The sequence below is a fragment of the Micromonospora olivasterospora genome, from assembly GCF_007830265.1.
GTDB lineage: Bacteria > Actinomycetota > Actinomycetes > Mycobacteriales > Micromonosporaceae > Micromonospora > Micromonospora olivasterospora.
Map to the genome: position 1 here is coordinate 1284232 of NZ_VLKE01000001.1, position 11663 is coordinate 1295894.

Annotated in this window: 9 protein-coding genes; 5 read left to right on the plus strand and 4 right to left on the minus strand. The window is 73.4% G+C overall.

All coding sequences use genetic code 11. The features are described 5' to 3' along the window. Positions 1-29: 29 nt before the first annotated feature. The 5 genes from JD77_RS05710 to JD77_RS05730 all read left to right on the plus strand — a co-directional run bounded on the left by JD77_RS05710 (position 30) and on the right by JD77_RS05730 (position 6294). Positions 30-1376, plus strand: a complete 1347-nt coding sequence (locus JD77_RS05710; protein ID WP_145773349.1) for an ABC transporter substrate-binding protein — start codon at positions 30-32, stop codon at positions 1374-1376. Between the two features lie 71 nt (positions 1377-1447). Then, positions 1448-2497 (plus strand): carbohydrate ABC transporter permease, encoded by a 1050-nt coding sequence (locus JD77_RS05715; protein ID WP_145773350.1) that lies wholly within the window; start codon positions 1448-1450, stop codon positions 2495-2497. A gap of 1 nt (position 2498) precedes the next feature. Further along, positions 2499-3464, plus strand: coding sequence for a carbohydrate ABC transporter permease (locus tag JD77_RS05720; RefSeq protein WP_145773351.1), 966 nt, complete (start codon positions 2499-2501; stop codon positions 3462-3464). A gap of 63 nt (positions 3465-3527) precedes the next feature. Continuing rightward, complete coding sequence (locus tag JD77_RS05725) at positions 3528-4586, plus strand: LacI family DNA-binding transcriptional regulator (RefSeq protein ID WP_145773352.1); 1059 nt, start codon at positions 3528-3530, stop codon at positions 4584-4586. Between the two features lie 31 nt (positions 4587-4617). After that, on the plus strand, positions 4618-6294 hold the full coding sequence (locus JD77_RS05730) for a glycoside hydrolase family 13 protein (protein WP_145773353.1): 1677 nt from the start codon (positions 4618-4620) through the stop codon (positions 6292-6294). Between the two features lie 48 nt (positions 6295-6342). Here the strand turns inward: JD77_RS05730 and JD77_RS05735 are convergent, their stop codons facing one another. From JD77_RS05735 to xylA, 4 genes are all read right to left on the minus strand, one after another. Then, complete coding sequence (locus JD77_RS05735) at positions 6343-7767, minus strand: MFS transporter (RefSeq protein WP_145773354.1); 1425 nt, start codon at positions 7765-7767, stop codon at positions 6343-6345. 63 nt (positions 7768-7830) lie between these two features. Further along, positions 7831-8928 (minus strand): DUF5925 domain-containing protein, encoded by a 1098-nt coding sequence (locus JD77_RS05740; RefSeq protein ID WP_145773355.1) that lies wholly within the window; start codon positions 8926-8928, stop codon positions 7831-7833. A 79-nt stretch (positions 8929-9007) separates the two neighbouring features. After that, positions 9008-10450 carry a xylulokinase gene (gene xylB / locus JD77_RS05745; protein ID WP_145773356.1) on the minus strand — a complete coding sequence of 481 codons (1443 nt, stop codon included), beginning with the start codon at positions 10448-10450 and terminating at the stop codon, positions 9008-9010. A gap of 10 nt (positions 10451-10460) precedes the next feature. Further along, complete coding sequence (xylA, locus tag JD77_RS05750; RefSeq protein WP_145773357.1) at positions 10461-11648, minus strand: xylose isomerase; 1188 nt, start codon at positions 11646-11648, stop codon at positions 10461-10463. Between the last annotated feature and the right edge of the window lie 15 nt (positions 11649-11663).

Sequence of the window (11663 nt, forward strand, 5' to 3'; positions counted from 1 at the left end):
CTGCGCGCCGGCTAGGTAAGGAGAACGGCATGGCGGTCTTTGCCAGACCACGCCAGGCTCTCGCGATCGCCGGCGTGCTGGGGCTGGCGCTCAGCGTCACCGCCTGTGGCACCGGCAACGACAAGAAGAGCGACAAGGCGGGCTCCGCGGAGTGCGCCGCATACGACAAGTACAAGGGCCACGACGGCAAGAAGGTGACGATCTACTCGTCCATCCGGGACATCGAGGCCGACCGCCTCGACCAGTCCTGGAAGGCGTTCGAGGACTGCACCGGCATCAACATCGACCACGAGGGCAGCGCGGAGTTCGAGGCCCAGCTCGGTGTCCGGGTCGACGGCGGCAACGCCCCCGACCTCGCCTTCATCCCGCAGCCGGGTCTGCTCAAGCGGTTCGTCGACGCGGGCAAGCTGAAGCCGGTCGGCGCCGACACCAAGGCGATGGCCGAGCAGAACTACTCGGCCGACTGGCTGAAGTACAGCACCGTGAACGGCCAGCTCTACGGCGCCCCGCTCAGCTCCAACGTGAAGTCGTTCGTGTGGTACTCGCCGAAGACCTTCAAGGAGAAGGGCTGGACCGTCCCCACCACCTGGGACGAGCTGATCGCCCTGAGCGACAAGATCGCGGCGAGCGGCACCAAGCCGTGGTGCGCCGGCATCGAGTCCGGTGACGCCACCGGCTGGCCGGCCACCGACTGGATCGAGGACCTGATGCTGCGGACGCAGACCCCCGAGGTCTACGACCAGTGGACCACCCACGGCATCGCGTTCAACGACCCGAAGGTGGCCGAGGCCCTCGACAAGGCCGGCCAGATCCTCAAGAACGAGAAGTACGTCAACGGCGGCTTCGGCGGGGTGAAGAGCATCGCCACCACCGCCTTCGGTGAGGCCGGTCTGCCGATCACCACCGGCAAGTGCGCCCTGCACCGGCAGGCGTCCTTCTACGCCAACCAGTGGCCGAAGGGCACCACGGTGGCCGAGGACGGCGACGTCTTCGCGTTCTACTTCCCGGCCGTCGACCCCGCCAAGGGCAAGCCGGTGCTGGGCGGCGGCGAGTTCGTCGCGGCCTTCGCCGACCGGCCCGAGATCCAGGCGGTGCAGACCTACCTGGCCTCCGGCGAGTACGCCAACAGCCGGGCCAAGATCGGCGACTGGGTGTCGGCGAACAACAAGCTCGACCTGGCCAACGTGCCGAACCCGGTCGACAAGCTGTCCGTGCAGATCCTCCAGGACCAGAAGACCGTCTTCCGCTTCGACGGTTCCGACCTGATGCCGGCCGCCGTCGGCGCCGGGACGTTCTGGAAGGGCATGGTCGACTGGATCAACGGCAAGGACACCGCGACCGTGCTCCAGGGCATCGAGAGCAGCTGGCCGAAGTGAGCTGAGGCGGTGGTCCGGCCCGCGGGCGCGGGCCGGACCACCGGCCGAGCCGTGACCCCGAGGGAGGGTTGATGGAGTTCGACTTCGCCGCGGAGCAGCCGAAGCTCCTCATGCTGATGTACGGGCTGATCGCGTTCGTCGCGGTGGTCGGGGGCCTGCTGGTGCTCCTCGACGCCGTGCCGGCCTGGTTCGCCCGGCGCCGCGAGGCACAGCTGTTGGCCGCCTCGGCGAGCGGGGCTCCCGTGCCCCGGCGCCCGAAGCCGCGGGAGGGGATGTTCGCGTTCTTCTTCCTGCTGCCGGCGGTGCTGCTGCTCCTCGTCGGCCTGGTCGTCCCGGCCGTCCGCACCGTGCTGTTGTCCTTCATGGACGGCAGCAGCGTGGACTGGGTCGGCTTCCGGAACTACACCTGGATGTTCTCGGAGGACTCGATCGTCCGGGTGCTGACCAACACCCTGGTCTGGGTGTTGCTCGTGCCGCTGGTGGCCACCGCCTTCGGCCTGCTCTACGCCGTGATGGTGGACCGGGCGCGGTTCGAGTCGGTGGCCAAGTCGCTGATCTTCATGCCGATGGCGATCTCGTTCGTCGGCGCCGCGATCATCTGGAAGTTCGTGTACGCCTACCGGGGCGACGGGGAGGAGCAGATCGGCCTGCTCAACCAGATCGTGGTGAGCCTGGGTGGCGAGCCGAGGCAGTGGCTGCTGGATCCGCCGCTGAACACCCTGCTGCTCATCGTGATCATGGTGTGGATCCAGGCCGGCTTCGCCATGGTGGTGCTCTCCGCCGCGATCAAGGCCATCCCGGCCGACATCGTGGAGGCCGCCCGGCTCGACGGCGTCAGCCCGTGGCAGATGTTCTGGCAGATCACCCTGCCGAGCATCCGGCCCGCGCTGGTCGTCGTGGTGGTGACGCTGTCGATCGCCACGCTGAAGGTCTTCGACATCGTCCGGACCGCGACCAACGGCAACTACGACACGAGCGTCATCGCCAACGAGATGTACAACCAGGCCTTCCGGTACGGCCAGAACGGCCAGGGCTCGGCGCTGGCGGTGTTCCTGTTCGTCCTGGTGGTCCCGCTCGTGATCTACCAGATCCGCAACCTGCGCAAGCAGCGGGAGGGCTGAGATGACCACCGCAACGCCCACGCTTCCCGCCGGGGCCCAGGCCACCGGGAAGACCTCCACCGCGGCCGGCCGCGTCCGCAGGCGGCTGAACAGCCGCACCGCGACCGTGGTCTCGGTCGTCATCGCGGTGCTCTGGACGATCCCGACCTTCGGCCTGTTCGTCTCCTCGTTCCGGCCGGAGGACCAGATCAAGACCACCGGCTGGTGGACGTTCTTCAGCGACCCGCAGTTCACGCTGGAGAACTACCAGGACGTGCTGTTCGGCGGCTCCTCGTCGTCCGGGCAGCTCGCCAGCTACTTCATCAACTCGCTGGCGATCACCATCCCGTCGGTGCTGTTCCCGCTGGCCTTCGCCTCGCTGGCCGCGTACGCGCTGGCCTGGATCAACTTCCGGGGGCGGGACTGGCTCTACATCGCGATCTTCGCGTTGCAGATCGTGCCGCTGCAGATGGCCCTGGTGCCGCTGCTGAGGTTCTTCTCCACCGGCGTCAGCCTGGGCGGGGTCACCCTGCTGCCCGCCTGGGACCTGGTCGACGAGCAGAAGTTCGCCCAGGTGTGGTTCGCGCACACCTGCTTCGCGCTCCCGTTCGCGGTCTTCCTGCTGCACAACTTCATCGCGCAGCTGCCCCGGGATCTGATGGAGGCGGCCCGGGTCGACGGTGCCACCCACCCGAAGATCTTCCGCACCATCGTCCTGCCGCTGATCACCCCGGCCCTGGCGGCCTTCGGCATCTTCCAGTTCCTCTGGGTCTGGAACGACCTGCTGGTCGCGCTGATCTTCGCCGGAGGCGGCAACGAGACCGCACCGCTGACCGTCCGGCTGGCGGAACTGGCCGGCACCCGCGGGAACGAGTGGCAGCGGTTGACGGCCGGCGCGTTCGTCTCGATCGTCGTACCGCTGATCGTGTTCCTGTCGCTCCAGCGGTACTTCGTCCGCGGCCTGCTCGCGGGCAGCGTGAAGGGCTGACCCGGACGACCGCCGCCGCCCGTGCCGCGGGCGGCGGCGGTCGGTCCCGGAGCTGGGTGAACCGTGACGAACATCGATGATGTTGCCCGCCTGGCCGGGGTTTCCACGGCCACCGTCTCGCGCGCGCTGCGCGGCCTGCCGACCGTCTCCGCGGCCACCCGCCGCCGGGTGCTCGCCGCCGCCGAGCAACTCCAGTACGCCGTGTCGCCGAACGCCTCGCGGCTGGCCGGCGGCCGGACGGCCACCGTGGCGGTGGTGGTCCCGCGGATCACCCGTTGGTTCTTCGGCACCGTGGTCGAGGCGGTCGAGGACACCCTGCACGAGTCCGGATACGACCTGCTGCTCTACAACCTCGACGGCCGGGAACGCACGCGCCAGCGGGTGCTGCGCACCGCCAACCTGCACAAGCGGGTCGACGCCGTCATGCTGGTCGCCACCCCGCTGCGGCCCGCCGAGCTGACCGAACTGGCCGCGCTGGGCCTGCCCGGCGTGACGATCAGCTCCGGCAGTCGGGTGCCCGGCTGGCCCTGCGTCCGCATCGACGACGTGGCCGCCGGGGGCACCGCGACCCGGCACCTGCTCGACCTGGGCCACCGCCGGATCGCCCACATCTGCGGCGACCCCCACGACGAGCTGGCCCACACCACCCACCTGGACCGGCGGCGGGGCTACCAGGAGGCGCTGCGGGCGGCCGGCATCGTCCCCGACCCCGGCCTGGACGTCGAGTCCCAGTTCACCATCGACGGCGGCAACCGGGCCACCACCGAGCTGCTGGCCCGGGGTGAGCCGCCGACGGCGATCTTCGCCGCCTGCGACGAGATGGCGATGGGCGCCGTCCGCGCGCTGCGCGAAGCCGGCCTCCGGGTGCCGCAGGACGTCAGCGTCATCGGCATCGACGACCACGACCTGGCCGGCGTGCTCGGGCTGAGCACCATCGCCCAGCCGGCGGCCGAGCAGGGGCGCCTCGCCGCCCAGATCCTGCTGAACCCGCTCGGCGGGCGGGAGTTGTCCCCGCAGGCCGGGCGGATCCCCGACCCGGGCGACGACCCGGGGGCCGCGCCGGTGATCCTGCCCACTCGACTCGTGGTGCGCGAGTCGACCGCCCCGCCCCGGGCACACTGACCGGAACGGCTTCGACACACGGGAGAAGACCCTGAACACCAACGCGACCCACCAGGAACCGTCCGCCGGCCCGGCCACCGGCTGGTGGACCGAGGCGGTCATCTACCAGATCTACCCGCGCTCGTTCGCCGACTCCGACGGGGACGGCATGGGCGACCTGCCGGGCATCACGGCCCGCCTCGACCACCTCGCCGAGCTGGGCGTGGACGCCGTCTGGCTGTCGCCGTTCTACCCGTCGCCGCAGGCCGACGCCGGGTACGACGTGGCCGACTACCGGGGCGTGGACCCGCTCTTCGGGCAGCTCGCGGACGCGGACCGCCTGATCGCCGAGGCCCACGACCGGGGGCTCAAGGTGATCGTCGACCTGGTCCCCAACCACACCTCGTCGGCGCACCGCTGGTTCCGGGCGGCCCTCGCCGCCGCCTCCGGCGACCCCGAACGCGCCCGGTACGTCTTCCGCGACGGTCTCGGACCCGACGGGGACCAGCCGCCGAACGACTGGCGGAGCGTCTTCGGCGGGCCGGCCTGGACCCGGGTCACCGACCCGGACGGCCGTCCCGGCCAGTGGTACCTGCACCTGTTCGACCCGGGCCAGCCCGACCTGAACTGGGACAACCCCGAGGTCCGCGCCGAGTTCCTGGACGTGCTCCGGTTCTGGCTGGACCGCGGGGTGGACGGCTTCCGGGTGGACGTGGCGCACGGGCTGGTCAAGCAGGCCGACCTGGCGAACTGGCAGGAGCCGCAGGAGATCCTCTCCGGCAGCGAGGCCGACCGGCCGCGCCCGCCGATGTGGGACCAGGACGGCGTGCACGAGATCTACCGCGAGTGGCGCCGCCTGCTCGACTCGTACCCCGGAGAGCGGATCCTGGTCGCCGAGGCGTGGGTGGAGCCCGCCGAGCGACTGGTCCGGTACGTCCGGCCCGACGAGATGCACCAGGCGTTCAACTTCGAGTACCTCCAGGCGGCCTGGAGCGCTCCCGCCCAGTACGCCGTCGTCACCCGCTCGCTGGAGGCCACCGACGCCGTCGGCGCGCCCACCACCTGGGTGCTGTCGAACCACGACGTCGTCCGGCACGCCTCCCGGCTGGGCCTGCCCGTGGGCACGCCCCGGCCGAACGGCATCGGCGTCGGCGACCCGCAACCCGACGCCGCGCTGGGCCTGCGCCGGGCCCGGGCGGCCACGCTGCTGATGCTGGCCCTGCCCGGCTCCGCGTACCTGTACCAGGGCGAGGAACTGGGGTTGCCGGAGCACACGACGCTGCCGGACGAGGTGCGTCAGGACCCGACCTGGGAGCGCAGCGGACACACCGAGCGCGGCCGGGACGGCTGCCGGGTGCCGATCCCGTGGGAGGCCGACGCCCCGTCGTACGGCTTCGGGCCGACCGACGCGAGCTGGCTGCCGCAGCCGGCGCTGTGGGCCGAGTACGCCCTGGACCGGCAGCGCGGGGTGCCCGGCTCGACGTACGAGCTGTACCGGACCGCGCTGCGGCTGCGCCGCGAGCACGCGCTGGGCCGGGGCGCCCTGTACTGGCTCTCCTCCGCCGACGAGGTGCTGCACTTCCGCAACGGCGGGGTGGGCGTGCTGACGAACTTCGGCGGGCCGGCGGTGCCGCTGCCGTCCGGCGCCGAACCGCTGCACGCCAGCGGCCCGCTGACCGCGGACGGCCTGGTTCCGACGGACGTCACGGTCTGGTACCGCGCGGCCTGACCGGGTGTGCGGGGGTCCCTGCTCGACGCCCGGCGTCGAGCAGGGACCCTACCGGCGGGTGGCGCGGGTGTGCAGGAGGTCGCGCACGGCGTCGATGTCCCGGGGCGAGGTGCGCGAGGCGAGCCAGTACATGACCCCGGTGGGCACGAAGAACAGCTGGAACGCGGCCAGGCCCACGGCGTAGTTCAGCGGCGGCGGGAAGGCCACCCGCAGGGCGTGGAAGGCCACCCCGACCAGCCCGTTGCCGGCCGCCCGGCCCACCCCGTTGACCAGGTTGCCGAGGCTGTAGACGGTGCCCCGGTGCTCGGGCGGGTTGACGTCGGCGATCAGGGCGAACCAGTTCGGCGAGTTCGCCGAGGTGAGCGCGAGGGCGAGCACGGCGGTGAGCAGGCTCAGCCCGACGGTGGGCTCGGTGACCACGCTGGCCAGCACGGCGGCGACGACCGCGCCGGAGCCGGCGCCGTCGGGCACGTCGATGCGGATGGGCACGAAGAACAGCACCAGGTAGAACGGCAGGGCCGCGAGGACGCCCACCGCCGCCACCAGCGCCCGGCCGCGCGGGGTACGCCGCTGCACGGCGTCGCCGACCAGGCCGCCCACGATGGACAGCACCCCGCCGAGCTGGAACAGGGTGGCGAACACGCTGCCCACGACGACGGCCGTGGCCGGCGAGTAGCCCTGCGCCTCGGCCCGCTGGGCGAACAGCACCGGCAGCCAGACCAGCGACCCGAAGGCGGCCTGCGCGGTCAGCCCCTGCAGGACCAGCCACCGGTTGGTCCGCCGGGCGAGGATGCGCGGCAGGTCGGCGCGGGTGATGCGGTAGTCGTACCCCGCGCCGGTGGCCAGCGCCTCGGCCAGCTCCGGCTCGCTCTGCCCGCGCCGGATGTCGTACGTGAACAGGTACGCGACGGTGGCGACCAGCCCGACTGCGGTGAGCGCCACGAACGGCCGCCGCCAGTCGGTGGCGCCGAGCAGCCCGCCGGCCAGCGTGCCGGCCAGCGTGCCGACCCCCTGGGACAGCCCCCAGAAGCTCATCACCAGGCCCCGCCGGCGCGGCGAGATCAGGTCGGTGACCACGGAGAAGCCCACCGAGCCGACCGCGCCGAGGCCGACCGCGGCGACGAGCTGCGCGGCCAGGAACGTCGGGTAGTTCTGGGCGAGCGCGCTGCCGCCGGTGCCGGCCGCCCAGATCAGGGTGCCGCCCATCAGCAGCGGCTTGCGGTTCGTCCGGTCCCCGACGTACGCCCAGCCGACCGCGGCGACGGCGCTGACCAGGAAGCCGACCGCGGTGACGAGGCCGAGCAGGCGCTGCGGCACGCCGAGTGCCCCGGAGATCGGGCCGTACAGCGGCGGGACGAGGCCGATCGCCACGTTGTCCAGCGAGGCGAGCACGACGAAGACGACCACGCTGTAGAACCGGTGCGCCGGGCTGCCGCCGCGGGCCGGCCACGGCCCGCTCCTGGTCCAGGTCATGCCGGGCAGCCAATCAAATGCGGATAACGACCCGGTGACGGCCCCGGCGCGAGCGGCCCGGGTTCACAGGTAGCCGCCGATCTCGACCGGGGCGGGCCCGACCGGGGCGCCGGCGCGCAGCGCGTACAGCTCGGCCAGGCTGGCCCCCGCGGGCGGCACCCCGGCCGCGGTCCCCAGCCAGTCGGTGGCCTCCCCGTACGACAGCGGACCCACCTCGATGCGGGCCAGGCACCGGCCGGGCCGCACCACCGCCGGGTGCAGCCGGGACAGGTCCTCGTTGGTGGTGATCGCGACCAGCACCTCCTTGCCCTGGCCGAGCAGCCCGTCGGTGAGGTTGAGCAGCCGGGACAGGGCCTGCCCGGCGGCCTGCTTCGCCTCACCGCGGATCAGCTCGTCGCAGTCCTCCAGGACGAGCAGCCGCCACCGGCGGCCCGGGCCGCCCTCGTCGTCGTCCTCGTCCTCCCCGACGGCCACCTCCGACAGGTACGCCGCGTCGGCGAAGAGCACGTCGGGGTCGAGCACGCAGTCGACCTGGCACCACTGCCGCCACTGCCGGCTCAGCGCCCGCAGCACCGTGGTCTTCCCCGTGCCCGGCGCGCCGTGCAGCAGCACCAGCCGCCCGGTGACGGTCTGCGGGGTGACCGCCATCAGCGCGTCCAGGGCGGTCCGGGCGCTCGCGGTGTAGTTGCGCCGGATCTGCGACCACTCCGGGGCGGTGATCGACCGGGGGTCGCGCTGCGCGCCCCGGCGGGGGTTGTGGTGCCAGAAGCCGATCCGGCCGGTGTCCGGGTCCTCCGGCTCGCCCGCGCCCTCCACGATCTGGGCGAGGGCGGCGCGTCCGACCTCGTCGCTGACCGCGGTGACGGTGACCTCGGCGCCCCGGCCCTTCCACGTGACCACCCGGGCCGTCCAGCCGTCGCCGGCGAGCAGGCGGGAACTCTGCCGGTGCTCGACGGCGGTGCGCAGCAGGCGCCCGCCCGCCGCCGTGAGCGTGGCCTCGGGGCGGACCCGGGACAGCCGTACGGTGTGCGACCAGGGGTGCCGGCCGGTGACGAAGTCGGCCAGTGCCAGCGCGTCGATCACGTCACACGGCGTGTCGGCGTCGTCGTACTGGAGGATCGAGGGCAGGTCGCGGGCGTCATCGGCGGGGGCGGTGCGCATCAGTCGATGATCGCTAGCGGAAGGGCCGGAGTACAGCCCTCCCACCCTCCCCGAAGGGCTAGGTTCTTTCGCATCCCGCCTACGCCCCGGCACCGCCGACGCGGTCGAGGACCCGGTCGCGGGCGGCGGCGTACCGCTCCCGGACGGCGGGGACGGCCTCGGCCGCGTACTCCCGGGTGCCCGCCGGGGACCACTCGGGCGGCGCCGCGCCACCCAGGGCGACCCACGCGGCCTGGCGGGCGGCCCCGTCGGCCACGTACTCGCCGGGCGGCGGGACCACGACCGGGCAGCCGAAGACCTCCGGCGCGATCCGGCATACGGCCGCGGAGCGCGCCCCGCCGCCGACCAGGATCACCCGGTCGGCCCGGGCGCCCTGCGCGACGAGCGCGTCGAGGCCGTCGGCGAGCGCGCAGAGCATCCCCTCGACGGCGGCCCGGGCCAGGTGGGCGCGGGTCGACGTACGCAGGGTCAGCCCGTGCACCGACCCGGTGGCCGCGGGACGGTTCGGGGTCCGCTCGCCCTCCAGGTAGGGGACCATGACCAGGCCGTCCGCGCCCGGCGGGGCGGACAGCGCCAGGCCGGACAGCTCGTCCGGGCCCACCCCGAGCAGCTCGGCGGCGGCGTCGAGCACCCGGGCGGCGTTGAGCGTGCAGACCAACGGCAGGTACCGGCCGGTGGCGTCGGCGAACCCGGCGACCGTGCCGGCCGGGTCGGCGGCCGGGATGTCGGCGACGCTGAAGACGGTGCCGGACGTGCCGATCGAGACGACGACGTCGCCGGGGCGGGCACCGACGCCGAGCGCGGCGGCGGCGTTGTCCCCGGCGCCCGGGGCGAGCGCCGCGCCGCCGGCGGCCGGCCCGCCGTTGCGCACCACGCCCGCCCGGTCCGCCGGCCCGACCACCACCGGTACGCCCACCCGCCGGCCGAAGGCCCGCTCCAGCAGGTCGAACCGGTACTCCCCCGTGCCCGGGGACCAGTAGCCGGTGCCGCTGGCGTCGCTGCGGTCGGTGTGCAGCGCGTCCAGGGCCGGCGCGCCGGCCAGCCGCCAGGTCAGCCAGTCGTGCGGCAGGCAGACCGCGGCGACCCGGGCCGCGTTCGCCGGCTCGTGCCGGGCCAGCCAGCGCAACTTGGTGGCGGTGAAGCTGGCCACCGGCACGCTGCCCACCGCCTCGGCCCAGAACCGTCGGCCGGCCTCGCCCCCGCCCGCCTCCGCGATCAGGTCGTCGGCCGCCCCGGCTGACCGGGTGTCGTTCCACAGCAGCGCCGGGCGCACCACCCGGCCCGCCTCGTCGAGGCAGACCATGCCGTGCTGCTGCCCGGCGACCGAGACGGCGGCGACGTCGGCCAGCCCGCCGGCCGCCTCGGTGGCCGCCTCCAGCGCCGTCCACCAGGCCGCCGGGTCGACCTCCGTGCCGTCGGGGTGCGCGGCGCGGCCCGCGCGGACCGGCGCGCCGGTCTCCGCGTCGCGGATCACCAGCTTGCAGGACTGGGTGGACGAGTCGAACCCGGCGACCAGTGGCATGGCGGCGGCCTCAGCGGGCGCCGAGCAGGTGCTCGACGGCGAGCTGGTTGAGCCGGACGAAGCCGAAGCCCTTCGCGCCGGCCGCGTCCGGGTCGAAGTCCTCGAAGGCGGACCGGTCGGCGAGCAGGTCGGCGTAGCCCTCCCCGGCGGCCAGGGTCGGGGTGGCCAGCTCGGTCACCTTGCTCGCGGCCAGCGCCTCGGCCACCTCCAGGTCGGCCCGGAACGCCGCGGCCCGCTCCTTGAGCAGCAGGTACGTGCGCATGTTCGCCTCGGCCGACGCCCACACCCCGGCGATGTCCTCGGTGCGGGACGGCTTGTAGTCGAAGTGCCGGGGGCCCTCGTACGCCGGGCCACCGTCGGGGCCGCCGTGCTCCAGCAGGTCGACCAGGGCGAACGCGTTGAGCAGGTCGCCGTGGCCGAAGACGAGGTCCTGGTCGTACTTGATCCCGCGCTGGCCGTTGAGGTCGAGGTGGAACAGCTTGCCGTGCCAGAGCGCCTGGGCGATGCCGTGGGCGTAGTTGAGCCCGGCCATCTGCTCGTGGCCGACCTCCGGGTTGAGGCCGACCAGTTCGGGGTGCGCCAGGCTGGAGATGAACGCCAGGGCGTGCCCGACGGTGGGCAGCAGGATGTCGCCGCGCGGCTCGTTCGGCTTCGGCTCGATGGCGAAGCGCAGGTCGTAGCCGCGGTCGAGGACGTACTGGCAGAGCACGTCGACGGCCTCGCGGTAGCGCTCCAGGGCCGCCCGGACGTCCTTGGCCACGTCGTACTCGGCGCCCTCCCGGCCGCCCCACATGACGAAGGTGCGGGCGCCCAACTCGGCGGCGAGGTCGACGTTGCGCAGCACCTTGCGCAGCGCGTACCGCCGGACGTCGCGGTCGTTGCTGGTGAAGCCGCCGTCCTTGAACACGGGGTGGGTGAACAGGTTGGTGGTGACCATCGGCACGACCAGGCCGGTCTCGTCGAGCGCCCTGCGGAACCGGGTCAGCCGGGCGTCGCGGGTGGCGGCGTCGGCGCCGAAGGGGATCAGGTCGTCGTCGTGGAACGTGATCCCGTACGCCCCCAGCTCGGCGAGCCGGTGCACCGCCTCGACCGCGTCCAGCTCGGGCCGGGTGGCGTCGCCGAACGGGTCCCGGGCCTGCCAGCCCACCGTCCAGAGGCCGAAGGAGAACTTGTCGGCGGGGGTGGGACGGGGTGCCATGGCAGACCTCCGGAG

Coding starts and splice junctions, on each gene's coding strand:
- JD77_RS05720 (WP_145773351.1), top strand. CDS start 2,499: ATGACCACCGCAACGCCCACGCTTCCCGCCGGGGCCCAGGCCACCGGG.
- xylB (WP_145773356.1), bottom strand. CDS start 10,450: ATGCCACTGGTCGCCGGGTTCGACTCGTCCACCCAGTCCTGCAAGCTG.
- JD77_RS05740 (WP_145773355.1), bottom strand. CDS start 8,928: ATGCGCACCGCCCCCGCCGATGACGCCCGCGACCTGCCCTCGATCCTC.
- JD77_RS05710 (WP_145773349.1), top strand. CDS start 30: ATGGCGGTCTTTGCCAGACCACGCCAGGCTCTCGCGATCGCCGGCGTG.
- xylA (WP_145773357.1), bottom strand. CDS start 11,648: ATGGCACCCCGTCCCACCCCCGCCGACAAGTTCTCCTTCGGCCTCTGG.
- JD77_RS05715 (WP_145773350.1), top strand. CDS start 1,448: ATGGAGTTCGACTTCGCCGCGGAGCAGCCGAAGCTCCTCATGCTGATG.
- JD77_RS05735 (WP_145773354.1), bottom strand. CDS start 7,767: ATGACCTGGACCAGGAGCGGGCCGTGGCCGGCCCGCGGCGGCAGCCCG.